This is a genomic window from Arthrobacter sp. TMT4-20 (assembly GCF_054510775.1).
In genome coordinates this window covers 132552-158594 of sequence record NZ_JBTNDW010000007.1, presented here as the reverse complement: position 1 = coordinate 158594, position 26043 = coordinate 132552, and the positions used below count along the sequence as shown (strand labels likewise).

Annotated in this window: 19 protein-coding genes and 1 riboswitch; of the genes, 12 read left to right on the top strand and 7 right to left on the bottom strand. The window is 62.0% G+C overall.

Features of this window, described 5'->3' with window-relative positions:
- The first annotated feature begins 53 nt into the window (after positions 1-53).
- A complete protein-coding gene (locus tag ACX80Z_RS08910; RefSeq protein WP_459315613.1) occupies positions 54-1163 on the top strand; it encodes a ParB/RepB/Spo0J family partition protein in 1110 nt (369 codons plus the stop codon).
- A gap of 2046 nt (positions 1164-3209) precedes the next feature.
- On the opposite strand, the gene trxA is transcribed toward ACX80Z_RS08910, so the two are convergent.
- The 5 genes from trxA to ACX80Z_RS08885 all read right to left on the bottom strand — a co-directional run bounded on the left by trxA (position 3210) and on the right by ACX80Z_RS08885 (position 8708).
- The gene (gene trxA / locus ACX80Z_RS08905; RefSeq protein ID WP_019482057.1) at positions 3210-3533 is read right to left on the bottom strand and encodes a thioredoxin; all 324 of its coding nucleotides are present in this window, start codon (positions 3531-3533) and stop codon (positions 3210-3212) included.
- A gap of 2 nt (positions 3534-3535) precedes the next feature.
- A complete protein-coding gene (gene trxB / locus ACX80Z_RS08900) occupies positions 3536-4600 on the bottom strand; it encodes a thioredoxin-disulfide reductase (protein WP_459315601.1) in 1065 nt (354 codons plus the stop codon).
- A 132-nt stretch (positions 4601-4732) separates the two neighbouring features.
- Entirely contained in the window at positions 4733-6208 is a 1476-nt protein-coding gene (locus ACX80Z_RS08895) for a hypothetical protein (protein WP_024475651.1), read from the bottom strand.
- Between the two features lie 145 nt (positions 6209-6353).
- The gene (gene murJ / locus ACX80Z_RS08890; RefSeq protein ID WP_459315599.1) at positions 6354-8132 is read right to left on the bottom strand and encodes a murein biosynthesis integral membrane protein MurJ; all 1779 of its coding nucleotides are present in this window, start codon (positions 8130-8132) and stop codon (positions 6354-6356) included.
- A gap of 45 nt (positions 8133-8177) precedes the next feature.
- Entirely contained in the window at positions 8178-8708 is a 531-nt protein-coding gene (locus ACX80Z_RS08885; RefSeq protein WP_024475650.1) for an NUDIX hydrolase, read from the bottom strand.
- A 149-nt stretch (positions 8709-8857) separates the two neighbouring features.
- On the opposite strand from ACX80Z_RS08885, the gene ACX80Z_RS08880 reads away from it, so the two are divergent.
- A complete protein-coding gene (locus ACX80Z_RS08880; protein ID WP_459315598.1) occupies positions 8858-10297 on the top strand; it encodes a CCA tRNA nucleotidyltransferase in 1440 nt (479 codons plus the stop codon).
- Entirely contained in the window at positions 10294-10941 is a 648-nt protein-coding gene (locus ACX80Z_RS08875) for a histidine phosphatase family protein (protein ID WP_050994851.1), read from the top strand. Before ACX80Z_RS08880 ends, ACX80Z_RS08875 begins: the two co-directional genes overlap by 4 nt.
- A gap of 33 nt (positions 10942-10974) precedes the next feature.
- Here the strand turns inward: ACX80Z_RS08875 and ACX80Z_RS08870 are convergent, their stop codons facing one another.
- Complete coding sequence (locus ACX80Z_RS08870) at positions 10975-12129, bottom strand: DUF418 domain-containing protein (protein WP_459315597.1); 1155 nt, start codon at positions 12127-12129, stop codon at positions 10975-10977.
- A gap of 495 nt (positions 12130-12624) precedes the next feature.
- Between ACX80Z_RS08870 and ACX80Z_RS08865 the strand changes: the two genes are divergently transcribed.
- The 4 genes from ACX80Z_RS08865 (at position 12625) to ACX80Z_RS08850 (ending at position 17058) form a co-directional block, all read left to right on the top strand.
- Positions 12625-12936: a hypothetical protein gene (locus ACX80Z_RS08865; RefSeq protein WP_459315596.1), complete on the top strand. Its 312-nt coding sequence runs from the start codon at positions 12625-12627 to the stop codon at positions 12934-12936.
- 271 nt (positions 12937-13207) lie between these two features.
- The gene (gene mshA, locus ACX80Z_RS08860) at positions 13208-14455 is read left to right on the top strand and encodes a D-inositol-3-phosphate glycosyltransferase (RefSeq protein ID WP_024475647.1); all 1248 of its coding nucleotides are present in this window, start codon (positions 13208-13210) and stop codon (positions 14453-14455) included.
- A 48-nt stretch (positions 14456-14503) separates the two neighbouring features.
- Complete coding sequence (locus ACX80Z_RS08855) at positions 14504-15268, top strand: phosphatase (RefSeq protein WP_459315595.1); 765 nt, start codon at positions 14504-14506, stop codon at positions 15266-15268.
- 98 nt (positions 15269-15366) lie between these two features.
- Positions 15367-17058: a formate--tetrahydrofolate ligase gene (locus ACX80Z_RS08850; protein WP_019482068.1), complete on the top strand. Its 1692-nt coding sequence runs from the start codon at positions 15367-15369 to the stop codon at positions 17056-17058.
- A gap of 158 nt (positions 17059-17216) precedes the next feature.
- On the opposite strand, the gene ACX80Z_RS08845 is transcribed toward ACX80Z_RS08850, so the two are convergent.
- Positions 17217-18302: an inositol-3-phosphate synthase gene (locus ACX80Z_RS08845; RefSeq protein WP_024475646.1), complete on the bottom strand. Its 1086-nt coding sequence runs from the start codon at positions 18300-18302 to the stop codon at positions 17217-17219.
- A 177-nt stretch (positions 18303-18479) separates the two neighbouring features.
- Here ACX80Z_RS08845 and ACX80Z_RS08840 point away from each other — a divergent pair, with 177 nt between their 5' ends.
- From ACX80Z_RS08840 to gcvP, 5 genes are all read left to right on the top strand, one after another.
- Positions 18480-19925, top strand: coding sequence for a glycosyltransferase family 87 protein (locus ACX80Z_RS08840; protein ID WP_459315594.1), 1446 nt, complete (start codon positions 18480-18482; stop codon positions 19923-19925).
- The gene (locus ACX80Z_RS08835) at positions 19922-21010 is read left to right on the top strand and encodes a lipid II:glycine glycyltransferase FemX (protein ID WP_459315593.1); all 1089 of its coding nucleotides are present in this window, start codon (positions 19922-19924) and stop codon (positions 21008-21010) included. Before ACX80Z_RS08840 ends, ACX80Z_RS08835 begins: the two co-directional genes overlap by 4 nt.
- Positions 21003-22469 carry a phytoene desaturase family protein gene (locus ACX80Z_RS08830; protein ID WP_459315592.1) on the top strand — a complete coding sequence of 489 codons (1467 nt, stop codon included), beginning with the start codon at positions 21003-21005 and terminating at the stop codon, positions 22467-22469. Before ACX80Z_RS08835 ends, ACX80Z_RS08830 begins: the two co-directional genes overlap by 8 nt.
- Positions 22470-22558: 89 nt before the next feature.
- On the top strand, positions 22559-22738 hold the full coding sequence (locus ACX80Z_RS08825; protein WP_019482073.1) for a CsbD family protein: 180 nt from the start codon (positions 22559-22561) through the stop codon (positions 22736-22738).
- Between the two features lie 165 nt (positions 22739-22903).
- Positions 22904-23006, top strand: a riboswitch (glycine riboswitch).
- A gap of 159 nt (positions 23007-23165) precedes the next feature.
- The gene (gene gcvP / locus ACX80Z_RS08820) at positions 23166-26003 is read left to right on the top strand and encodes an aminomethyl-transferring glycine dehydrogenase (RefSeq protein WP_459315591.1); all 2838 of its coding nucleotides are present in this window, start codon (positions 23166-23168) and stop codon (positions 26001-26003) included.
- Positions 26004-26043: the final 40 nt, after the last annotated feature.

Here is a 26043-nt window from a genome sequence, read left to right as displayed (position 1 = left end):
GAATCAACAAGGATGCGCTTACGGCCTCTACCCGGGGCTCCAAACGAACGCCTGTGAAGAAAGCCACGCGGGTTCCCAAAAGGGTTGCCAGCGAAAGCGCAGCCGAGGAATCCGGAGAAGATACAGCGGTTGAGGTGCCCCCCGCGGTCGTCGAGTCTACTCCCACCTCGTCTAATCTCACGACCGAAAACATTCCCACTGTCGGTGAACCCTCCGGCCCGCTGGAAGATCAGGTGGTGGAGGTGGAGGACGCTAGCCCTTCTGTAGAGGCGGATTCAGACCGCACTCCGGAGAACGTTTCACGTGAAACAGCACCGCAGCCAGCAGACCCGAATTTGGTCGCGGTGCCTGGCGCGACATTTGCCGAGATCCCCGTGAACCTCATCCACGCGAATCGGAAACAGCCTCGAAGTGTCTTTGACGACGACGAGATGGCCGAACTTGTTAACTCAATTCGCGAAATCGGAGTGCTCCAGCCCATTGTTGTCCGCCCTTCGACGGAGGGTGGGGAACAGCCCTACGAGCTCGTCATGGGTGAACGGCGCTGGCGCGCAACCAGAGAAGCTGGCCTTGCAGTGGTGCCGGCAATCATCCGCTCGACGACCGACGACGATCTCCTCAGGGATGCCCTCCTGGAGAACTTGCACCGTAGTCAACTCAATCCACTTGAAGAAGCCGCAGCATATCAGCAATTGCTGGACGATTTTGGTTGTTCTCATGACGAACTCGCAGAACGCATTGGTCGCTCGCGCCCGCAAATATCGAACACCCTCCGTCTGCTGAAGTTGCCACCGCTAGTCCAGAGGCGCCTTGCTGCTGGCGTTATCTCGGCCGGACATGCGCGGGCCTTGCTTGGATTAGGCGATCAGATTGAGATGGAAAAGCTGGCTCAGAAGATCGTCGCTGAGGGATTGTCAGTGCGCACCACGGAAGAGCTCGTCTCAATGAACGATGGGCTGCGCCGCCCGGTGAAGCCGAACACGCCACGCGCCGGAGCTCGGCATGAACGGCTGGATTATCTAGCATCCTCCCTCTCAGACCGTCTTGACACCAGCGTCAAGATCACCCTGGGCGCCCGTAAGGGGAAGGTCAGCATCGAATTCGCCAGCGTCGACGACCTCAACCGCATTATGGGAGTTCTCGGTACCTCGGGGGCCTCCTAGGCCTAGATATCCGGGCTAGATATGCGCTGTTTCACGTGAAACATGTCAGCAAGGCGGTAAAGGTTGCCCAAAAGAGTTGGATGTTTCGGGTAGTGCCTTGGGAATTGGGTTAGAAATTTCAAGAGATCTCCATCTGGGGGGCAAGACTCTGTGTGTCGGTGCCAATTTGCCCCCGGAATGTAGCCAGGACTTTCAGATATCAGGCGTGACGGGCCCCCTTTTGTGCAGTGAACCTCATGGACGGGGCTGGATACATAGATCCGTAGGGCGGCAGGTTTCACGTGAAACAGGTCAGATAACCATGGTTGCCGTGTGCTGTCCATAACCTTGCTGAATCGGTAGCACTTTGCCCCTATTGTGAGCGCTGTTGTACAACGTTGCTGGTCCGGGGCAGGAATCTTCGGTTTCACGTGAAACAGCCGTCCTTTAGTCACCGATAGGCTGCACATTCGGCAGCTTCTCCCGGACTGAGACACAGAACATGAGGGTGTTCTTGTTGTGTTCGAAGCTGCCCTAGTCCAATTCGATCCACAACCAGCCGAATAGTGGGCAATGGTCGTCATACGACAACTTCACGCCTCATCTCTGGCCGCGTTCGCATTCGCCGACAGTTCTTCCGCCCTGATGCAGCGTCTAGCGTTTCTGAATTGACTCCCGGTCACTTCGCTCCGAGCGCTCTGGAGTACCAAGGCGCCGCACGGTGTCGTTTCACGTGAAACGACCGTCCCCTCCGACGTTTCACGTGGACGGCAGCTAGCGAGAAGTGAGGTCTAGACGAGAAGCCCTAGAGGGTCCTTCCCCAGGGGGGAAACACAACTGTCGTAAGGGTCCCTAATATTGCCCTGCGGTTCTCCCCACACCTGACGGGATTGTTGTACCTACCCGGTGCACTGGGTGCCGCGCAGGCCGAAAGTTGCCTATCAGCGACACCAGGGGTCGCCACGCTAGCGGGAGTTCCACCATGGCTAGGGTTTCTGGCGATTTCTGGCAGCTGGCGCCCCTTTGACTCCTATTTGGCCTGTAGCTGGCAGAGAAGATGTTTCACGTGGAACAAGTGTCTTCCGGCCTGGGATGCGCAGGCTGGGTCACAACTTCGAATACGAACCAACTCAGGGACGACTGGTAGCGAGGTTTCCATGGTCGGAGGTTCTCACCCCGCGTGGGAAGACATACTCGGATCTCATCGGTTCCTTCGTGATCTTTGCAGTCTTAGGAGAGCGGCGAACTCGACTTGAGCGTCCCCGCGTCAGTATCCATCCGTATTCCACCAAAAGACGGTTATTCAGCAACATTCAGTCCACTTGAGGGCGCCGCGCTAGCTATAAAGGTCGATCTACGGGTATCCGGTCGTTGCTGCACTAGCAACGACGCTTTCCGGCGTCCCGTGTGGGCCCGCCTTTCCGATGCACGGGACCGGACTGGATCCTGGCAGCTGGCATCCACTTATGCGGCATGACACGAGGCCTTCCACAGAACCGAACGTTTCATGTGGAACATTGTGGACGCCACCAAAGAATCCCGAGCCGTGACTAGTATCTGTGGTGACCTGAGTGAAGCTAGCAGTCAGCTGAAAGGTCACGGAGTCAGGTTGGAGATGTCACCCCGCGAGGCCGGAGATGTTGTGCAGGAGGCGGGGCCTGAGGTGTTTAGTTCCAGTGCCACGCGCGGGTCTAAGAGACCGGTCGATGCGAACCCGTTTGTCTCCACGGGACGCGGAGTGAGATTTCGCGCGACGGCGCGGCACGGATCCGTTGATAGCATCTTTTGGCTACGAGAAGTCATGGGGTGGAAGGATGCCGGTCTACTTCGCAGCTGCAAGTACATTTCCTACGGGCTGCACCATATTGATTATCACGCAGCGTCCTTCAGGGTCGGCCATGTCAGTCCGACCACGTGGCGTGCCTCGGCTGAAAGTCCTGCCAAGATGAGGCTATGGCTCCGGGGTCCAATTCAGTTTCACGTGAAACAGTCAGCAGGCGTGAAAAGGGCCACCACTTCGTACAGAAGTGATGGCCCCTGGAAAGAGGTGCAGGCTCGAAACGCTTCCTACTTCAGGAAGTCAGCGAATTCCTGCTCCAAAACCTGCTTTGGCTTAGCACCGATGGATTGTGCTGCAACTACGCCGTCCTTGAACACATAGACGGCCGGGATCGAAGTGATTCCATACTTCGCAGCGGTAGCCGGATTATCATCGACGTTGAGTTTGACGACATCAACCTTTTCCGAATGTTCTCCGGCAATTTCGTCGAGAATAGGCGACAACTTACGGCACGGTCCACACCATTCGGCCCAGAAGTCGACGAGCACTGGCTTTGTTGATTTCAATACATCGGCGTCGAAGGACGCGTCGGTGACTTCTCTTGCAGTCATAGCTACTCTCCTTGGGTGGTGCTGGATACGTGGGCATCTTCAGAGACCTGTTCGGCTGGCGGTGTTGGTACTTCCGCCGCCGTCTCAACCGAGTCCCCGAGGTCAGCGAGGTAATGCTCTACGTCAATTGCCGCAACACATCCTGAACCGGAGGCAGTGATGGCTTGGCGGTAGGTAGGGTCGATCACGTCGCCCGCGGCAAATACCCCGGGTATGGAGGTCTTGGATGTGCGGCCCTGGACAGCGATGGTGCCTTCTGTCGTGAGCTCGAGCACTCCCCGTACCAGGTCCACCCTAGGGTCGTTGCCGATAGCAACGAAAACCCCGGTGACCGGGAGATGCTGGGTTGAGTTGTCTACAGTGCTAGCCAGGCGCAAACCCGTTACCTTGGAGTCGCCGTCGATCCCCACAACCTCGGAGTTCCAGATGAAGCGGATCTTCTCGTGGCTCAATGCCCGGTCCTGCATGATCTTGGATGCACGAAGCGAGTCTCGCCTGTGGACCACTGTGACGGAGCGAGCAAATTTCGTCAGGAAAAGGGCTTCCTCCATTGCGGAGTCACCCCCGCCAATCACTGCAATGTCCTGGTCCCTGAAGAAGAACCCGTCACAGGTTGCACACCAGCTGACGCCGTGTCCTGAAAGACGCTTCTCGTCCTCAAGCCCGAGTTCACGATACTCGGAACCGGTAGACACAATGATGGATCGCGCGCTGAAAGTCTCACCTGTGCCGATGGTGACCGTCTTGACCGCGCCGGAGAGCTCAAGCGACGTCACATCTTCGAACAGTATCTCTGTGCCGAACCGTACGGCCTGCTTTTCGAACTGCTCCATCAGATCCGGTCCCATGACACCTTCAGGGAAGCCGGGATAGTTTTCCACATCCGTGGTGTTCATCAGTTCACCGCCGGCTTTGACGGAACTAGCAATCATCAGAGGCGCCAGATTCGCCCGGGCGGTGTACACGGCGGCTGTGTATCCGGCCGGTCCTGAGCCCACAATGATCACATCGTGGATCTTCTGTGGATCGGTGCTGCTGGTTCCGGTTGTGCCGGTTTCTATAGTCACGGGTTTGGTAGACCTTCCTTTGTTGACACCACTACAGGAGCCTGGGGCCCGGCTGAGCGGTCATTTATAAGAACCGCGTCAGGGTCAAGCTTATTCCGTCCGCGAAGCGCACCGCTCAACAAAAGGTGAAGTTTAGGAGACGCTGATCTCCGCTATCCGGACGCCCCAGGGGAAGATGGCCTGAACGTTGGTCAAACGCGGAAGCTGGGTGAGGTTGACAATGACGTACTGAGCGGTGGCGGGCTCGCCCTCCGCGCCTGGTGGGACAGGGATGTTGATTGTCGGCCCGGTGAAGGAGCTCTGCGCAATCTGATCTGCGCCGTCGAGGGTCGGCTCATCATTGAGGAGGACAGTGAAACTGCCACCGGAGCCGTTGAGTTGCTCGATCTGGATCTGGCTGATGGTCGACTCCTCCTCGAGTTCGACGACAAGAGCCATGCTCTGGGCCAAGCCGCCAAAAGTCTCGTTCGCGAAGACGAGGGAGCCCCAGAAACTGCCAGGATTACCATCGATAATCAGGGGAAGGTCCGCGTCAGTCTCGGCGTTCAACTCTGCATTATCGGGGACGAGGCGTGTCACATTCGCGGGGACTGGCTCAACTGCTTCCACCGTTGGTTCTGGAGTTTCCTCAGGGCCTTCGGCAGGGGTGGTTGCGACGTCGTCGGTCGGTTCCTCTTCCACCTGAGCGGTGGTGGTCTCGGCGCCCGCTAGGGGGTCAGGCGAAAAGTAGTTGCTGAGCTGGTTGACGGCCAGGGCAACGACGGTCACCAGGATGATCGCGAGCACCACTCCGACGAGGACCCGGGTGTACTTCGGGTTGTTTCCCTCGTCATCGTCCTCAGCTGTGTCGTATTCGTCGTAATCTTCAGGTGCTCCGCCACCGGAGGCGGCTGCAGCAGGAAAGTGTGACGCGGCCCGGCCGGAATCGTCTGTCCGCTTTGCATCGGCGTCGTAGTCGCTTTCTGACCAGAGGGACACCTTGGGCTGGTCGCTGCCACGGGGCGCAGATGCCGGCGGCGGAGGAACCGCTGACGAAGCGGACGCCGGGTTGGCTGAGGCGGGGGTGGCAGCGTCAGCGCCGGAGGCTCCCGCAGTGACACCCGCAGCGCCAGCAGCCGCGGCACCCTTGCCGAACTTCGGCAGCCGGGCCTTCGGCAGGCGGGACTTCTTTTCGGGCTGGTCGTCGTCGTAGTAGTCGTAATCGTCGTCGTCATCGTAAGTCTCGGGTTCGGTGGAGCGGGGGCCGCCGAAGATTTCCGATCCAAGGGTATCGGTGAAAAATGGTTCGACAAACGGTGCATCCTGAGGGACAACGAGATCCAACAAGTCGGCTGGGGAGGCACGGTTAGTGACCAGATAGGTGCTCTCGTCGGTGACGCCCAGATCAAGGACCTGGATGTTCCCCGCCCGTTCACCAGTGGCCACTTCACGGGCGGTAGCGGCTATTTGGCTGGCGTTGGAAGCTGAAGCGACCAGGATGCTGACTGGCCGATTCAATACCTGGTCCATACCGTCGAGCACGAGGTCCCGGTCAGCAGAAGCCAGTACGTAGGCGGTGACCTTGTAGCGGCCTCCCAATACTGATCCGACGTCTACTGGTTGTGGCACGTGTTCCTCCCGTGGAATGAATGGATTCTCGGGCGACGAACAGCATCCTGTTCAGCGCGTGAAGTCAATTGCAGATGATTCCCACCAATGCTACCGGTCAGTACCGTGGATCCGCGGGTTTTCGGCTCGCATGCCGGTGCCGAGTTCACTTGGTGCGAGTGAATCGGGACAAGAGGGGAGCCAGGAAGTCATCCAGCTCCCTAATGCGCAGAACCTTGAGCATGAGCAGGTAGACAAGCGCCATCAGCGTGCCACAAACGGCGAGCACGCTGAAGGCGGCCAGGACCGATTGCCAGACAAAGCCTTCGATGCTGTAGCCACCGAAAAGCCAGAGCGCCCCGGTACCAACTGCAGCGGACGCCATCCCGGCGAGGACAAGCCGAACATGGACATCGTAGACGCGGCCCGCACCGTAAGAGCCGATCTTGCGCACCAGGAACGTGTGGCTGACGACGACGGCGATGATGTTGCCCAGCGAGTAGCTGACAGCCAGCAGTGGGACAATGTATTCCGGCGCAAAAGTCCCGGATATCAGTGCCAACGCCACCCCGATTACAGACAGGATGAGCTGGATGCGTAGCGGAGTCACGGCGTCCTCGGCCGCGTAGAAGACCCGGTTCAGGAAGAAGTTGGCACTGAGGAAAGGTGCCCCGATGGCCAGCAGGGAAATGAGCACGGCGTTGAGTGCTCCGTCCGGTCGGATCCCACCCGAGAACAGCATCCCCAGTGGTACTGCCAGCGCCAGGAGAACTGCCGCACCGAAAACTGTTGCTACCCCCATAATGCGAAGGCCACGTGACAGTGTCTCCTTGATTAAGGCCAAATCGTTGCGACTATGGGCCGCCGCCAGCTGATTGAACATCACCGTGGCGATAGAGAGGGCGATCACGGAATGGGGCAGGACGTACACCATTGTTCCGATGTCAAGGTTGAAGGGTCCCGCAATCTGCTGCGGCGGCACCCTGGCGAGATAGTCCGGCCGTGCTTCGGCCGCAATTGAGGCAACACGGATGTTGACCAGGTACAAGCCGTTGCCTACCAGCATGGTGATGATGGTGATGGAAGCCAGTTTGCCGGTGCGACCCAATCCCACCCCCCGCCACCCGAATGTTGGCTTGAGGCCCAGCCCGAGCCTCTTCAGCGGCCAGAAGAGAACCAATGCCTGAATGATGATCCCGAGGGTGGTACCTCCCGCGAGCAGCAGTGTCTGGGACGAGGTCCACGAGTCCGGTGTGTGCGAGCTGTCGAGTTGCGAGCCCATCAAAAAAATGAAAGACACCAGCGCAGCAATTGACACGATATTGTTTGCGACCGGTGCCCACATATAGGGGCCAAAGGAGCCATTGGCGTTGAGGACCTGACCGATAATCGCGTAGAGGCCATAGAAAAAAATCTGTGGGAGGCACCAATACGCAAAAATGGTGGCTAGCGCCAGACGCTCACCCGAAAAGTCGGTGACCAGGGTCATGATCAGGGGTGCGGCGAGAGTGACCAAAGCAGTCAGGACCAGGAGGACTATGACAGCGAGGGTAATGAGGCGACTGATGAAGTCGGCTCCCCGATCAGGGTTTTGCGTAGCTTTAATAATCTGCGGCACCAGGACGGCGTTGAACACCCCGCCGGCAACCATGAGATAGATGAAATTCGGCAGGCTATTGGCTATGGAGAATGCATCCACCACCCCGCCGGAGGCGCCGAGCGCCGTCGCAAGGAGGGCCACCCGGACCAGTCCGAGCACTCGGGACACAAGGGTTCCCGCCGCCATGATGGCGCTCGAGCGCGCTGTTGTATCCGGGGCTTCAGTGGAAGAGTGCGCGCCGTCGTCGGCTGAGGTGGCAGCAGTGTCGCCAGATTGACTTGCGCGGCGGCTGGGCAGTACCCCAGCGTCCTGCACGGGGAGGGAGGCTGTGTTTGAGTCCGACATCGTTGTCTATCGTCTCACCACTGGCCCCGTGGCGATAACGCGGACTTACAGGTAGTCCGGGAGGACTTCCCGGGCCAGGTCAGCGATGCGGCGCTCATTGGGGAAGGAGAGCTTCTTTCCCAGCTCAGCCAGGGGAACCCACGCCACATCGACTGCTTCGTGGTCCGGGTCATTCTCGATGGTGAGCCGGCCACCAGTGGAGATCAGGAGATAGTGGTGAACTGTTTTATGAACGCGGTGCCCACTGACGGTGAACCAGTAATCGATACTGCCCAAGGCAGTAAGAATGCGGCCCTTGATGCCGGTTTCTTCCTCGATTTCCCGCACCGCAGCTTCGGAATTGTTTTCTCTACCTTCGGGATGACCTTTCGGAAGGCACCACTCGAGTCGGCCGCCACGGTTCAGCCGGGCAATGATCGCTACGTTGAGCTGGTCATCGGAGGTATCGACCACTATGCCGCCTGCTGACACTTCCTCGACGGTCGGCAGCGACTGGTGGACCTGGGGCGCGCCAGCACTGCCCATTGACACTGTCAACGGGGTCCGCTTGGGTGCGCTTGGAACAGGACGGTCCATGCAGTCCACTCTAACGATCTTTCGCTTCGGTTGATGACGATCCATAAGCTCCGCCGTCCTGCTGGGCCGGTACCCGCGTGTCGGCCGTCCCCGGCCCCGGCCGCCCCCATAGTGGAATTTGCCGTGGCATCTGGCACCCTTTAAGCACTATGGTGCACCTGTTAGACAACTCAACCCTTACCGCTCCGCTCCCCCCGGTTGTTACCGAATTGGGACGGCTCTTCGTTGCCGCCGGACATGAACTGTCGCTGGTGGGCGGGCCTGTCCGCGACCTCTTCCTGCACCGAACCTCCCCGGATCTCGACTTCACCAGTAACGCCACACCGGACCAGACCCTGAATGTCATCCGCGGGTGGGCCGATTCCTACTGGGAGATCGGCAGAGATTTCGGCACTATCGGACTCCGTAAGGGCGGCTTCATGATCGAGGTGACCACCTATCGGGCGGAGGCTTACGACCCCGCGTCCCGTAAACCGGTTGTCGCTTTCGGGGACACTCTGGAGGATGATCTGCTGCGCCGTGACTTCACCATCAACTCCATGGCGCTCCGGCTTCCATCGATGGAGCTGGTGGATCCCTATGGGGGCCTCCGGGACCTGAAGGCGGGGGTGCTGCGGACCCCCGGGGCACCGTCGTCGTCGTTCTCGGATGACCCCCTGCGCATGATGCGGGCCGCACGCTTCGCCTCCCAACTGGGGGTCGAGGTGGCCCCTGAAGTGTCCGAGGCGATGGCTTCCATGGCCCAACGCATCACCATCATCTCCGCCGAGCGGGTCCGCGACGAACTGGTGAAGCTGGTCCTGGGGGACGCACCTCAACGGGGCATTGACCTGATGGTGGAAAGCGGGTTGGCCGACTACGTGCTTCCCGAGGTGGCGGCGTTGCGTCTGGAAATCGATGAGCATCACCGTCACAAGGATGTCTACCAGCACTCGTTGACTGTGCTCGAGCAAGCCTGCCGCCTGGAGACGGGCGCCGACGGGGCCGTCCCCGGGCCTGACTTCGTGCTGCGGTTTGCTGCGTTGATGCACGACGTCGGCAAACCCGCCACCCGTAAATTTGAGCCCTCCGGGGCGGTCAGCTTCCGGCACCATGACATGGTGGGATCCAAGCTCACCGCAAAACGGATGAAAGCCCTGCGGTTCGACAACGACTCGATCAAGGCTGTGTCGCGGCTGGTGGAGCTGCACATGCGGTTCTACGGCTACGGGGAGGCCGGTTGGTCCGACTCCGCGGTGCGCCGGTACGTCAACGATGCGGGGAGTCTGCTGGAACGGCTGCACCGGCTGACGCGTTCGGACGTCACCACCCGGAATCAGCGTAAGGCAGAGCGGTTGGCCTTCGCCTACGACGACCTGGAAGCGCGAATCGAGGCGCTGGCCGAACAGGAGGAACTGGAATCCATTCGCCCGGACCTCGACGGAGCGCAGATCATGGGACTACTGAACATCAAACCCGGCCCGGTGGTTGGCCGGGCGTACCGATTCCTGTTGGAGGAACGAATGGAACATGGACCTCAGTCGGCCGAAGAAGCCGAGGCGTTGCTCCGCACCTGGTGGGCGTCACAACCAGAGTCGGCGACACCATGAGCCTCTCCGGCGCAGCCTCACCAGACCTGACACCAGCAGGAACTCCACTACCGCACCTCTGGCTGATGCGGCACGGGGAAACCGAGTGGTCCCGGGACGGCAACTACACGGGCCTCACCGACCTTCCCTTGACCGCCAGCGGGGAAAAGCAGGCGGTCGACGCTGCACGGCACCTCAAAGGGATCACGTTCGACGCTGTTTTGTCCTCACCGTTGCAGCGCGCGGTCCGGACCGCGCATTTGGCGGGCTTTCCTGATCCGGAGATTCTTCCGCATGCGCACGAGTGGGATTACGGCGACAACGAAGGACGCAACAGCGCCACGGTTCGCGCGGAGAATCCCGGGTACCTGATCTGGAATGACGGAGTGCCGAACGGTGAAACCCTCGCCCAGGTTGCTGGGCGCGCTGACCGGATCATCTCAACGGTCCAGGCCGGCTGCGGCACCCCAGCAGACCAGGATCCTTCCGCGCACCCGGCCCGTAACGTTTTGCTTGTCGCGCACGGGCACTTCCTGCGGGTGGTCGCCGCGCGGTGGCTGGAGATGGATCCCGGCCAGGGCCGACGGTTCGTCCTCGGTACTGCGGCGGTGTGCGCACTGGGATGGGATAAGCGGACACCCGCCATTGTGCACTGGAATCTCTGACACCCGACTCAAGCCGTCCGGTGGGTGAACCTGTCAGGCTGGAGGGTGCCGTTCCTGCGGCGAATAGGTAACGCGTCTCAGCAGCGCCTCCATCGGGCCGATGCCAAACCGCGATAACCAAAGTCGGCTCAGCACCACCTGGGCACCAAACAGGACGACGACGACCATCATCACCCGGGCGGGCGGCAAGGCATTGGTCAGCCCCAGCCCAACACCGGTGAACACGATCACGAGCACCAGCGACTGGCCCAGATAGTTGGTCAACGCCATTCGTCCCGCCGGAGCCAGCGCGCCCAGGACGTTTTGTCCTGGCGGGGAACGAAAGGCCAACAACAACAAACACACGTACCCGGTTGTCTGGAGGGGCGCGGTCAACGTGGTGATGCCGGTCGATACAAGGGAAAAGCGGTCGTGGTCGGCGTAATACAGCAAGGCGGACTGGGCTCCAGCGGCGAGCAGCCCAATCGGCAGACAGACGACGGCAATCCGGCGCAGCGTTGAACTGCTCAGGGGTCGCTCAAGTATCCCTTTCCGGGCGGCGGCGAGACCAAGAAGGAACATCGCCAGGGACAGGGGCCCCTGGAAAAGCATCACTGAGGGAAGGGCGATGAGATAGTTTTCCACATTCGCTGCCAGGGCTGATCCCGGACTTTCCGTGAGGGCCGCAACGCTCGGGGCGGGGATCACGCCGTCGTCGACTGGATTGTTGACAGTAGCGACGAAGGCTCCCACCAGGGTCAACAGCAGTGACATGCCCACGGTAATACCGGCCGCGATCAGGACGGACATCCGCGCGCGGATGGTCCGCAAACTGAACAGCACCACCCCCATCACTGCATAGGTCAACAGGATGTCGCCGAAAAACAGCAGGAAGCCATGAGCCAGCCCGAGCATCGCGAGCCCCGCCAAACGGCGCAGCATGCGAGGCCCCAATGGCACTCCCGCCCGGGCGGCGGCCCGCTCCTGCAGGGCGAAGCCGTACCCGAAGAGAAACGCGAACAGTATGTAGAACTTGCCTTCAAACAGCATCGTCACGAGGAACCGGACTGCAATGTCCGCCGGCGACGAATGGTCGGGGCTGATGTCTCCGGCGAACGCCCAGGGGTCGGCGAAGAACCAGATATTCACTGTCAGTATGCCGAAAAGCGCGAAGGCACGCAGCCCGTCGAGCTCTCGGAGCCTATCCACGACTGCCCCCATCTCACTGGTCAGGACCTGCAGTCGCAGGATGCTGTCAGCCTAGCCCGGGACGCGCCCACCGGGCTGAACACGGGGCTGGCTCCCTGGAAGTTCCGGGGTGGGCAAAACATTTGAGAATTGTCAGTCAAAAGCCTAGGCGATCACCGTCCCGTGCGGTAGCTTTGATTTGTGCCATTGGGAGTTCTCAATCGAGTGATCGCTTGATGAATTTCGGCACTGTCTCTATTGGCGCACTAGATGAAAGGGAGGTGGGAACTGTGAATACAAAGCTACGCCGATCGTTTACCGCGTACACCAGTCCGGCCTCCGTTGCTGCGCATTAGCTAGCTGCTGATTCGGTCGCCCTCCCACCTGGCGGGAGGCGACCCATTTTCGGTACCCCATTTGATGCTCAGGCGGTTTCCGCCGCCCTGCTGCGTGCGCTGTTTGCCCGCCCTCCTCGATTGAGGATTCCCTTTGCACCATCAAATTCAGGAGACCCCTGTGTCCACTTTGCTGACCAGTTCCACTTCCCCTGCCGTCTCACCAGTTACCCCCGGCAACCCCATCCGGGCGCATGGCGAATTCATCATGGCTGGCAATCTCACCGCCACCGGGGATCCGGAAACTGGTATACCCGATTCGCCAATCACAGTCATGCCCAACTATGCCTCTCGAGAGGAGGTGCAAATCATGTTGAAGAAGCTCAGGGACAGTGTGTCCCTGTGGAAACGAATACCCGACCCACCCCCGCCTGTCGCGAGGGACACGGTTGACCGTCTTGTCCTGCCGCAGCACACCATGTACGTCAAGTAGCTGGTTCATCCACGCTGCGAATGGCCCGGTTCTGACCTTGTTGACTACCCGCGAAGGAGGATCTGATGCAAGTCATTAGTCCCACCAATCGAGAAGCCCGCGCTTCCCAGCGCGGGCTTCCGCCTTTAACGCGCGCGAATATTCGGGTCTCTGCAGCCTGACACGGAATGTGCAGCCTGCACGGCACGTTATATGGTCAGTAGCGGCGGCAAAACGTCAGACAATTCAAGCGCTCGACAAGTTCGAGAGCAATCAGGGGAGAGGAGATCTTATGCCTCCGGTAAAGCGTGTGGCGATGCTCTCCCTGCACACCTCCCCGCTGGATCAGCCGGGGGCCGGCGACGCCGGTGGAATGAATGTTTATGTGCGTTCCCTGGCCCTGGAATTGGCTCGTGTCGGAATTGACGTCGAAATCTTCACCCGTGCAGCCTCCGAGGGGCAACCGCACTCCGAGGAATTCGCGCCGGGGGTCATCGTCAGACACCTTCGGGCGGGACCGCAGCGTAAGGTTCCCAAGGAACAACTGCCGGGCCTGTCCGAATCGTTCACCGATGCTATCGCCGAGGTGACCGACCTCCTGGCGGATGGCCACTTCGACGTCATCCACTCCCACTACTGGGTTTCCGGAAGTGTCGGTCTTACCGTCGGGGCCAGTCTCAACCTTCCCCTGGTGCACTCGATGCACACCATGGCACGCGTCAAGAACATTCGCCTGCACGCTGGTGGTACACCCGAGCCGGATGTCCGGGTTGCCGGGGAACAGGCGATTGTCGATGGCGCCTCCCGCCTGATCGCCAACACTTCCACCGAGGCAGCCGAGCTGGAATCCCTGTACGGTGCTGCACCCGAAAGAGTGGACATCGTGGCGCCCGGCGTTGATCTTGAGACGTTCAACCCCGAGTCACGCACCGAATCCCGGGCATCCCTCAATTTCGCGCCTGACGCTTTTCACGTGGTATTCGCGGGACGAATCCAGAAACTGAAGGGACCGCAGGTGCTGGTCGCGGCCGCCGCCGACCTCGCGGCACGTCGCCCGGACATCCCGTTGCAGCTCAGCATTCTGGGCTCGGGCAGCGGCGCGGAGGCACTGCGGTTGCAGCCCCTCATTGACGACGTCGGGCTCCAGGACAGGGTGAGACTCTACCCGCCAGTCCAGGCGAACCAGCTGGCCCATTGGTTCCGAGCGGCGGACCTCGTGGCGATGCCCTCCTTCACTGAATCCTTCGGGCTGGTGGCGCTCGAGGCGCAGGCGTGCGGCACCCCGGTGCTAGCCGCCAATGTGGGGGGCCTGCCGCAGGCCATCAGCGACGGCCGGACCGGCACCCTGGTCAACGGTCACACCCCTGAGCTGTGGTCAGCTGCACTTGAAACCATGTACGACGACGCCGCGACCCGCGCGTCACTTGGCAGGGGCGCCGCTATTCACGCCCTTGCTTTCGGGTGGCAGCGTACCGCGCTCCTGACAGCGCAAAGCTACCGTACCGCCGTCGAGCGGTTCGAAGAAGCCGCAGCGCGCTGATAGTCCCGGCGGCGTTCGCCCGCAAACGAGTTCACCTAGGATGGTTCTGTGAACTCCACCGAACTTGCTGCCTACCTTGACTCTGTCCAAATCACTGGAGCGGTAGCTACCCCGCGTGAAGACAATCTGCGGCACATGCAGCTATTCCTCGAGGGCAGCGAACACCTCGAGTTTGGTGTCCGCACCACCCGCCCATGGAACTTCGATGAGGTTTTCGAGCTGATGAGTGACCGGGTAGGGATCAGCCCGAACCGTAACCACGTGACGGGGCAGGACACCATCGACTCGGCCCGGTGCGTGGCCGCGCTGGACCGGTTTGGGTCCGTTTTCGGAGCCGCTGTGGCGGCCGGGCATCGCATCCTCTTCGCAACCGGGCACCCTGCAGGCCTGCTCCCGGTGCATGCGGCCCTGGCCGCTGCGGCCCGCCGGGCCGGGGCAACGGTGGTCGAGGTACCCGAGGGGCAACAGTTCAGGCAGGGTGACATCCGGCAACTTTTCGGGGTCCTGGTCTGGCATCAGCACGGCGGGCTGGCGCACACTCACTCGCCGGAACCAATGCAGCTTAGCCTCGAACTGCTCGCGGAACTCGGCGAGCCAACCCCGGACCTGGTGGTGGCCGACCACGGCTGGGCTGGGTTCGCCGCCAGCGCAGGAATCCCAGCGGTGGGGTTCGCCGACTGCAACGACCCGGGATTGTTCGTCTCCGAGGCAGAGGGGCAACTCAAAGTAGCGGTTCCCCTTGACGACAACGTGTCCCCAGGGCTCTACGAACCCATGATCGCCTACCTGTTGCGGCGGTCCGGGCTCAGCTGAATCGCGGATGCCGCTGGTAGATTTGACGCTGTGCCCAGACCCGCGGCACCTTATGGGACTCACTCCCGACGCGCCACAAGCCCAGAGGACTGTTGACAATGAAGTCTTTGCCCACCCCAACGAGCGACCTGGAAGTCGCCCGTAACGCAGCCATCCAACCCATAGACGACATTGCTGCCAAAGCTGGCATACCGGCCGCAGCACTCGAACACTACGGTCGGTACAAGGCCAAGATCGATACGGCAAAGCTGCTTCCAAACCCCGGGAAGCCCGCCGGCAAAGTGGTTCTGGTAACCGCAATGAGCCCCACGCCCGCCGGTGAAGGAAAATCGACCTGCACGGTTGGCCTGGCGGACTCTTTGGCACGAAGCGGACGTAATGTCATGATCGCTTTGCGGGAACCATCCCTCGGGCCGATCCTGGGCATGAAGGGCGGCGCCACCGGGGGCGGCTATTCGCAGGTCCTACCGATGGAGGACATCAACCTGCACTTCACTGGTGACTTCCACGCGGTCACCAGCGCCAACAACGCATTGATGGCGCTGGTGGACAACCATATTTACCAGGGCAACCAGCTGAACATCGACCCGCGACGGATCACCTTCAAGCGGGTCCTGGACATGAATGACAGGGCCCTGCGCGAGGTGGTGATTGGATTGGGTGGGCCAACACAGGGCACCCCCCGACAGGACGGCTTCGACATCACGGTTGCGTCAGAGATTATGGCGGTGTTCTGTCTCGCCTCGGATCTGCAGGACCTCAAGCACCGGCTGGCGAAAATCACGTTCGGTTACACCTTCGACCGTAAACCAGTGACGGTGGGGGATCTGGGCGTGGAGGGCGCGTTGACCCTGCTCCTGCGGGATGCGATTAAACCGAACCTCGTCCAGAGCATTGCCGGTACGCCCGCCCTCGTCCACGGTGGCCCGTTCGCCAACATCGCACACGGCTGCAACTCGGTCATCGCCACGAGCACTGCCCGCCAACTTGCCGACATCGTGGTCACTGAGGCTGGGTTTGGAGCCGATCTGGGTGCCGAGAAGTTCATGGACATCAAGGCGCGGTACGCGGACGTGGCGCCGGCCGCCGTCGTCATCGTCGCCACCATCCGTGCCCTGAAGATGCACGGCGGTGTGGCCAAGACCGATCTGCGGAAGCCTGATCCGGCCGCACTGGAGTCGGGGGTCGCCAACCTGCGCCGCCATGTCCACAACGTGGAGAAGTTCGGTATTACCCCGGTGGTGGCAATCAACCGGTTCGCAACCGACCCCGAAGAAGAGTTGGACTGGCTACTCGAGTGGTGCGCTGCTGAAGGAATCGAAGCCGCCGTGGCTGATGTCTGGGGACAGGGCGGCGGTGGATCCGGCGGGGACGAACTCGCGGCGAAGGTGCTGACCGCTTTGGCAGGGCCGCAGAGCTTCCGTCACCTGTACCCGCTTGAGCTTTCGGTGGAGGAAAAAATCAGGACCATCGTGCAGGAAATCTATGGGGCTGACGGCGTCGACTTCTCAGTGCCAGCGCTGCGGAGGCTGGCAGAGATTGAAGCCAACGGTTGGGGTGGGCTGCCGGTCTGCATGGCGAAGACCCAGTACTCCTTCTCCGATGATCCTGCGATGCTCGGAGCCCCGAAGGGATTCACGGTGCACGTCCGCGATCTGATCACCAAGACCGGTGCCGGATTCATTGTGGCGCTGACCGGCACGGTCATGACGATGCCGGGGCTGCCGAAGGAACCGGCCGCGATGCGGATGGACGTCGACGACGACGGCGGCGCGGTCGGCCTGTTCTAGGTCACGGGCCCTCGCGGCGCCCATCTTGTGGTGTGCCCTGGCGGCACCCAGCCACCGGACGCCCGTGGGCGCGGTGGGCATGGGGCGGAAAATTACCACCCCACAGGTCCACCGCGCCCACGCAGGCGGTCGAAGGCTGCGGTAGTTAGACCCGCAGGCTAGCGGTCAAGCTCTCCACGGATGAAGGCTTCAACCTTCTCGTGGGCGATATCGTCGGCGTACTGTTCCGGTGGCGACTTCATGAAGTAGCTCGACGCCGAAAGCAGTGGACCACCAATCCCGCGATCGAGGGCGATCTTCGCCGCACGGATGGCGTCGATGATCACACCGGCAGAGTTCGGCGAATCCCATACCTCGAGCTTGTACTCCAGGGAGACGGGCGCGTCGCCAAAGTTGCGTCCTTCGAGACGGACGAACGCCCATTTGCGGTCATCCAGCCAGGCTACGTAGTCGGACGGACCGATGTGGACGTTCCGCTCGCCCAGATCAGCCTGCACATTGGACGTGACAGCCTGTGTCTTGGAAACTTTCTTGGACTCCAACCGGTCGCGTTCCAGCATGTTCTTGAAGTCCATGTTGCCGCCGACATTGAGCTGGTACGTGCGGTCCAGGGTGACGCCCCGGTCCTCGAAGAGCTTTGCCATGACACGGTGGGTGATCGTTGCACCGATCTGGCTCTTGATGTCGTCGCCAACGATGGGAACACCGGCGGCAGTGAACTTGTCAGCCCACTCCTTGGTGCCGGCAATGAAGACGGGCAGCGCGTTGACAAAGGCCACCTTAGCGTCGATGGCGCACTGTGCGTAGAACCGTGCCGCGTCTTCGGACCCGACGGGCAGGTAGCAAACCATGACGTCGACCTTGTTGGCCTTGAGCTCGGCGACGATGTCGACTGGCTCCGCGTCGGATTCCACGATGGTCTCGCGATAGTACTTGCCCAGACCATCGAGGGTGTGGCCCCGCTGTACCTTGATGCCGGTTGTCGGTACATCGGCGATCTTGATGGTGTTGTTCTCGCTGGCACCGATGGCGTCGGCGAGGTCCAGCCCCACCTTCTTGCCATCGACGTCGAATGCGGCAACGAACTCAACGTCATTGACGTGGTACTTACCGAATTCGACGTGCATCAGGCCTGGTATCGACGCCGTAGCGTCCGCATCCTGGTAATAACGTACGCCCTGCACCAATGACGCCGCGCAGTTGCCGACACCAACGATTGCCACCCTAATGGGGTTAGTTCCCACTGTTCTCCTCTTGAATCACTTCTTATGCCGACCCGCCGGATTTCTCCCGTAACAGATCGAACAGCTAATCCAGTCTACTTCTTATTCCTAACACCCGATCTTCCCGAAGCATTCCAGCATCCTGATATATAGGCCAAATTCGCTGTGAATGACGTACTTGATCGGTAGGCTTCAGGCATGGGAACCGGTCAGTCCCGGCGGCGGCCGGTGCGCATCTCGGCGCCGTCGCGTGCCGATGCACTGTTGCGGGAATTCACTGAACTGATCGGTGGCCCGCTGGGCCGGAAAACCAGCCCGGGCACGATTGATCCCGGGACATTCACGGTGGAACGCGTGCTGATCCTGCTGACGACGACGGCGGCGGTGCTTGCCGCTCTGATTAGGAACCCCTGCCGGGTCGAGGGATGGTTGGGCCCGGACCGCTATTACATGGCCTGCCATTCGCAGTGGCCCGACGCCTTTGCGGATCTCGGTGATGGGGCATCCTTCCTGCAGCTGGGTCACTCCGCGCTGACGGGAGCCTTTGCGGGAGTGACCGCTCACCTCGTTCCCGCAGGAAGCACGTTGAGGTATTACGACCTGCATTCGGTGCTGGCGGTTGCAGCGTGGCTGGTCACCGTCTACGCGACCGTGCGAATGACCAACCGGCGGCCGTGGGATGCGGCGATGGTCGCAGTCGCACCAATGATTGTGTTGACCGGGTTCCTCGGCTGGGATCTCTGGGCGGTGATGTTTGCCGCGCTGGGAATGTTGGGCTTTGCGCGTGGGAGCTTCGTCCTGGCCGGAATCTTCCTCGGTCTCGGAACGGCCGCTGCAGGCTACCCGTTGCTGATCTTCGCCGCAGTCTCACTGCTGGCGTGGCGCACCCGCCTCTTCAGGGGCGCTGCACTGACGGGAACCGTGCTGGCTGCAACCTGGTTGGCGGCCAATCTTCCCTTTGCTTTGTACGATCCGCGGGGGTGGACAACCCACGTCGCGGACGCGTTGACCGCGGAGGCCGGACCTTCATCAGTCTGGTTTGCCTACAATTCGATGATCGCCCGTGTGGGTGGCTGGGAAATGAGTGCTGCCACAACCACGGTGCTGGCGGCCGTGGCGTTCACCCTTCTCGGGGTCGGTATCGCTGCGCTTGCGCTGATGGCGCCCCGGCGGCCACGACTGGCCCAGCTGGCGCTGCTCCTGGTGGGAGCGCTGATTCTGACCGGCAAGGAATACTCGCCCCAGTACGCGCTCTGGCTGGTACCACTGGTGGCGCTTGCCTATCCGAAGTGGCGGACCTTTCTGACCTGGCAACTCTTTGAAGCGGCCCACTGGTGGGCTCTGATGATGTACCTCGCGCGGGAGGCCAGCGGCGGCGACCAGCAGAACAACATTGATTTGCCGTACTACCTACTGGCTGTCATCGGACATATGCTGGCAACGGCATATCTTATGTACCGCGTGATTGAGGGCATTATCGACCCCCGTCAGGATCCCGTACGGCGCCTCGACATTGACGATCCCCAGGGTGGCCCTTTCGATCACGCACCTGACCATCGGCGATCCGGCCGTCGCCACGTCGCATCAATCGGCACTCGGGTACGCTTGAGCCGACCCGCCCCTGAACCGAAAGATCATCCGTGACCGCAGTTGCCCTTCGCTTTGAGAAACTCAGCACGGAAGGCTTCGAAGCCCTGTCGTCGGCCCACCCGGCAGTGCTGATCCCGCTCGAACAGACCCCCCAGTGGGCGGCATTCGAATCCAGCCGCGGGCGCACTCCCTATGGCATCTGGGCCTACTACGACGGCGTTACCCTGGTCGCCGTCGCCAGCTACCTCTGGAGCAGTAGGCGGTTCAGGAAGTCGCTGGTCGCGGTGAATGGGCCAGTCTGGTTCACCGAGCGCACATCTGACACCGAAGCACGCCTGCTGCAGACCGTCAGGGCGCAGTTCGGGGCGGGCCCGGCCGTCAAGCCCCTCTATGTTCGGCTCCAGGTCCAGCATCTGCAGGATCCGGCGACCGGACCAATAGAGCATGGCTGGTACGAGCGGGAGATCGTCGTTGACCTCACCCCCAGCGAAGCCGATATCTACAAGGCGTTCAAACCAAATGCACGCAACAGCATCCGTCGGGCTGAACGGGCCGGCGTCGAGATCCGCAGCATCGAGCGAGCCGACTGGTCGGCTGTCTTCAGCTCCGAGCTGTTCCCCATTTTGGAAGAGACCGCCGCCCGCGATGGCTTCACCAGTTTCGAGTCAGCCTATTACGAGCAACTCCTGGAGCAACTCGGTGATCATCTCCGCCTCATGGTCGCCTACCTCGACGGTCAGGCGATCAGCTGGCTCATCACCACCGAGTACCGTGGCTATTCGGTGTACTACTTCGCGGCGAGCACCCAGGCGGCCCGGAAGTTATTCGCCCCCTATCTCCTCCTGTGGCACGCTTTCAAGGAGCTCAAAGCGGCAGGCAATCGTAGCTGTGGGTTGACTGGCATCGTCAGCGAGAACTACCCGCAGCTCAGCAACGTAACCACCTTTAAACGGAACTTCTCCAAGAACATCGTCGAGGTTCCGACCACCTACGATGTGCCCCTGGACCCGCTTCGCTACCGCGCGGTTGCCCTAGCGCTCAACGTGCGGCGCACGTTGCCGTTAGCCGTACGATCGCTCACCGCATCAGCCAAGACCCGCACCGGGTCCCTGTTGCGACGGCGGCCCAGCGATGACTGACGCAGCAGTAGTCGGGTCGGGCCCCAATGGCCTTGCTGCAGCAGTTGTCCTTGCCCGCGCGGGCCTCAGCGTCACGGTTTACGAGGCAGCGACGACGATTGGCGGTGGAGCCCGCACCGGTGAACTTGAGCCGGGCCACCTGCACGATCTCTGTTCGGCCGTGCATCCAATGGCTCTTGCCTCCCCGTTCTTCTCCCAATTCGAACTGCAGCGGCGGATCGATTTCGCTGTGCCGGATATTTCCTACGCTCACCCACTCGATGGCGGTCGGGCCGGGGTTGCGTTCCGCGACCTTGCGCGTACCACCGACGGGCTGGGGCGCGACGGCCCCGCCTACCGCAGGCTCATGGAGCCCCTCGTACGGAACATCGAAGGCACCCTCGATGTAGCACTGAATCACCTGCTGCGGGTGCCACGCCACCCCATTGCGGCGGTGCGGTTTGGCCTGGCCGCCCTCGATCAAGGGACACCGCTCTGGAACCGGCGGTTCAGCACTGACGCAGCCGCAGCACTGTTCACCGGAGTCGCGGCCCACCCGGTGGGCACCCTGCCGTCCCTCCCCGCTGCCGGAGCCGGACTGACTCTGGGCGCGCTGGCACATGCCGGCGGCTGGCCAATCCCACTGGGTGGGTCCCAGTCAATCGCCAACGCCATGGCCGATGACATTCGGGCGCACGGCGGGAACATTGTTGCCGACCACGCAGTGCGGTCCCTGTCCGAACTGAGGGGCGTTCCGCTGGTCCTGCTGGATGTTGCCCCGCCCGGGCTGCTCGAGCTAGCGGACGGCAGGCTTCCGCGCAGCTACGAACGAGCCCTCGAACGATTCCGGTTCGGTGATGGCGCCTGCAAGGTGGAATACATCCTGTCCGGTCCAGTGCCGTGGAGCAACGAGGATGTTGCACACGCCGGAACCGTTCATCTGGGCGGTACCCGCGACGAAATTGTCGCCTCCGAAGCCCAGGTGGCCGCCGGTAAACACGCCGATAACCCGTACGTTCTGCTCTCCCAGCCGTCGCTGTTTGACCCGTCCCGTGCCCCCAAGGGCCGACATGTCCTGTGGACCTACTGCCACGTCCCCAGTGGTTCCACCCATGACATGGCCGATGCCATTACCGCGCAGATCGAACGCTTCGCACCGGGCTTCCGCGACGTCGTCGTCAGTTCGTTCACGACGACGGCGGCCGAGCTGGCTACGTCAAACGCCAACTATGTGGGGGGCGACTTCGGGGGAGGAGCAGTGACCCTTTCGCAGATGCTGGCGCGGCCGGTGTTGTCTCCCGCTCCCTGGCGGACGCCGCTGGATGGTGTGTTCCTGTGTTCGGCGTCGACACCGCCCGGGCCGGGAGTCCACGGAATGGGCGGCTACCATGCGGCACGGCTGGCCCTGAAGCAGGTGTTCGGGCTGGCGGTTCCGCCGCTCGGCGTGGGTCTCCAAGCGGATCGGCGAACTTTACCGTGAGGATTCTCGGAGCGGCACGTCCTACTCCTGTAGGTACTTTGTGAGAGCTGACCTATCGAGCTATCACCTACCAAGAGAGAAGGATGTCCATGAGCTTCATTGATAAGGCGAAAAACAAGGCCGAAGAACTTACCGGCAAGGCAAAGGAAGCCGTCGGTGATGCCACTGACAACCAGGACCTGTCGCGTGACGGCCAGGTCGATCAGGGGTCGGCCCACACCAAGCAGGCCGGTGAAAACATCAAGGACGTCTTCAAGGGTGACAAGTAGCCTCTTTGGCGCCTAGAACCGTCGGTGGGGTCAATCAGGACATTGGGGGTCAAGATTTCCACCCCCAATCTCCAGATTGACCACCGATTCACCTGACCGGAGTTTTTGGCACTCCTGTCCGCGGCCTAGTAAGCTAGATCACGATTCTCATAATTTCATAGCCCTTGATCTGCAGCGGGAGAGTACTTCCGTAGACACACACTCCGGCAGGCGCCGTAGGAGCAAATCCTCCCCAGGAATCTCTCAGGCCCAGTACCGCTGCGGCTAGGCAACTCTGGAAAGCAGGCGGACGGATCCACGTCCACCTCACCGACGGTGCAAGCAGGCGTGTAGTTCTGCGGAATCTCTCAGGTCCCATACAGAGCGGGGAGGAACTCACCATAATCCGGGCAGACGCCGACGCCCGGACCTCATCAAGGGAGTTCCCATGACCGCTCAGCCCCTCACCGAATCAACCTTCGCCGACCGCCATATCGGCCCACGCTCCACCGACGCCGCCCAGATGCTCAGCCTGCTCGGCTACCCCAGTCTCGACAAACTGGTGGAGGTTGCGGTCCCCGCCAATATCCGCTCGGCCGAGCCGCTGAACCTCCCAGCCGCGCTGAGTGAGTCCCAGGTTCTGGCGCAGCTGCGCGACATCGCCGGTCAGAACACGACTGCCGTCCAGATGATCGGCCAGGGCTACTTCGACACCGTGACGCCACCGGTCATCCGCCGGAACGTCCTCGAGGCCCCCGCCTGGTACACCGCGTACACCCCGTACCAGCCGGAGATTTCCCAGGGCCGGCTGGAAGCCCTGCTGAACTTCCAGACCATGGTGCAGGACCTCACCGCCCTGCCCATCGCCAACGCTTCACTCCTCGACGAAGCCTCAGCCGTCGCCGAAGCTGCGCTCCTGATGCGCCGGTCCGGCAAAAACAAGGGCAAGACGGTACTCGACGCCGACTGCCTGCCGCAGACGATCGCCGTCGTCCGCGGCCGCGCCGAAGCACTCGGCTTCGAGGTGGAGGTGGCGGACCTCAGCCAGGGACTGCCCGACGGTGATATCAACGGCGTCATCCTGCAGCAGCCCGGCGCCTCGGGTGCCCTCCGTGACCACCGGTCAGTGATCGCCGCAGCGCACGACGGCGGCGCCCTCGTCACCGTGGCGGCCGACCTGCTGGCGCTGACCCTGATCACGCCTCCGGGCGAGCAGGACGCCGACATCGCCGTCGGGTCGGCCCAGCGATTCGGTGTACCCCTCTTCTTCGGCGGCCCCCACGCCGCGTATATGGCGGTCCGTAAGGGCCTTGAGCGGATGCTTCCCGGGCGGCTGGTCGGGGTGTCGAAGGACGCCGACGGCGCACCCGCCTACCGCCTCGCGCTGCAGACCCGTGAGCAGCACATCAGGCGGGAGAAGGCGACGTCGAACATCTGCACCGCTCAGGCGCTGCTGGCCATCGTCGCCAGCATGTACGCGGTCTATCACGGCCCCGATGGCCTGAAGGCGATTGCCGCGCGCGTGCACTCACACGCCGCCCGGTTGGCTGCGACGCTCGCCGATACCGTCACAGTTGTCCACGCCGACTTCTTCGACACCATCCTGATCAACGTCCCTGGCAGGGCCAAGGAGTTCCAGGTCAAAGCCGAGGCTGCGGGCATCAACCTTCGCCTGGTAGACGAGGATCACCTCGGCGTCTCCTGCGACGAGACCACCACCGACGAGCACCTCGCCACCCTTGCGGGCGTGTTCGGCGTCGAACAACTTGCCGAGATCCACGGGCACGCCGGGGTCCCAGCCGACCTGGTCCGCACCTCGACCTATCTGACGCACCCGGTCTTCTCCAGCCACCGCTCGGAAACCCAGCTACTGCGGTACCTGCGCCGCCTCTCCGACAAGGACCTGGCGCTGGACCGCACCATGATTCCACTGGGTTCATGCACCATGAAGCTCAACGCCACAGTGGAGATGGAGCCGATCTCCTGGCCTGAATTCGCCACCATCCACCCGTTCGCCCCCGCGCACCAGACCGAAGGCTGGCGGTGGCTGATCGAGGATCTTGAGGACAAGCTCGCCGAAATCACCGGCTACGCCAAGGTGTCCATCCAACCCAACGCCGGCTCGCAGGGCGAACTGGCGGGGCTGCTCGCCATCCGTGGCTACCACCTCTCGCGCGGGGACCAGGACCGCAACGTCTGCCTGATCCCTTCCTCCGCCCACGGCACCAACGCGGCCTCGGCAGTGCTGGCCGGGATGAAGGTTGTGGTGGTCAAGACAGCCAACAACGGCAATATCGACCACGACGACCTCAAGGCGAAGATCGCCCAGCACGCCGAGCAGCTCTCGGCCATCATGATCACCTACCCCTCCACCCACGGTGTGTTTGAGGAAGACGTCAGGTGGGTCTGCTCGCAGGTGCACGACGCCGGCGGCCAGGTCTACATCGACGGCGCCAACCTCAACGCCCTGGTGGGCCTCGCGAAGCCCGGTGAGTTCGGCGGCGACGTGTCGCACCTGAACCTGCACAAGACCTTCTGCATCCCCCACGGTGGCGGCGGACCGGGCGTGGGCCCCGTGGCTGTTGCCGAGCACCTGGCACCGTTCCTGCCCGGCGACGCCGCAGCACCCGAGAGCGGGGATGCGGGGGTTCCGATCTCCGCCTCACGGTACGGTTCCGCCGGGGTGCTACCGATTTCCTGGGCCTATGTGGCTCTGATGGGAGCCGAGGGCCTCACCTCAGCGACCGGGCATGCGCTGCTGGCCGCCAACTATGTTGCGGCTCGCCTGACTGAACACTTCCCCGTGCTCTACTCGGGCGAGAAGGGTCTGGTCGCGCACGAATGCATCCTGGACCTGCGGCCCCTGACCGCTGCCACCGGAGTGACCGCCGAAGACGTCGCCAAGCGGCTCATCGACTACGGATTCCACGCTCCGACCCTGAGCTTCCCCGTGGCCGGAACCCTGATGGTCGAGCCCACGGAGTCCGAGGACATTGGCGAACTGGACCGGTTCATCGACGCCATGATCGCGATCAAGGGTGAGATCGACCAGGTGCAGGCGGGCGAGTACTCGCTGGAGCAGAGCCCGCTCCGGCAGGCACCGCATACGGCATTCGCCCTGATCAGCGACACCTGGGACCAGGCGTACCCCCGGGAGTTGGCCGCGTACCCGGTCCGCGCGCTGAAGCACAACAAGTACTTCCCGCCGGTCCGACGCATTGACGGCGCGCACGGCGACCGCAATCTGGTGTGCTCCTGCCCGCCCATCGAGGACTTCGAAGACTGAAGCTCGTCCCCGCGCAGCCGCCGGCTGTCCGGGTTGACCC

Coding starts and splice junctions, on each gene's coding strand:
- trxA (WP_019482057.1), bottom strand. CDS start 3,533: ATGACTGCAAGAGAAGTCACCGACGCGTCCTTCGACGCCGATGTATTG.
- murJ (WP_459315599.1), bottom strand. CDS start 8,132: ATGTCGGACTCAAACACAGCCTCCCTCCCCGTGCAGGACGCTGGGGTA.
- ACX80Z_RS08885 (WP_024475650.1), bottom strand. CDS start 8,708: ATGGACCGTCCTGTTCCAAGCGCACCCAAGCGGACCCCGTTGACAGTG.
- ACX80Z_RS08880 (WP_459315598.1), top strand. CDS start 8,858: ATGGTGCACCTGTTAGACAACTCAACCCTTACCGCTCCGCTCCCCCCG.
- ACX80Z_RS08875 (WP_050994851.1), top strand. CDS start 10,294: ATGAGCCTCTCCGGCGCAGCCTCACCAGACCTGACACCAGCAGGAACT.
- mshA (WP_024475647.1), top strand. CDS start 13,208: ATGCCTCCGGTAAAGCGTGTGGCGATGCTCTCCCTGCACACCTCCCCG.
- ACX80Z_RS08850 (WP_019482068.1), top strand. CDS start 15,367: ATGAAGTCTTTGCCCACCCCAACGAGCGACCTGGAAGTCGCCCGTAAC.
- ACX80Z_RS08840 (WP_459315594.1), top strand. CDS start 18,480: ATGGGAACCGGTCAGTCCCGGCGGCGGCCGGTGCGCATCTCGGCGCCG.
- ACX80Z_RS08830 (WP_459315592.1), top strand. CDS start 21,003: ATGACTGACGCAGCAGTAGTCGGGTCGGGCCCCAATGGCCTTGCTGCA.
- ACX80Z_RS08825 (WP_019482073.1), top strand. CDS start 22,559: ATGAGCTTCATTGATAAGGCGAAAAACAAGGCCGAAGAACTTACCGGC.
- gcvP (WP_459315591.1), top strand. CDS start 23,166: ATGACCGCTCAGCCCCTCACCGAATCAACCTTCGCCGACCGCCATATC.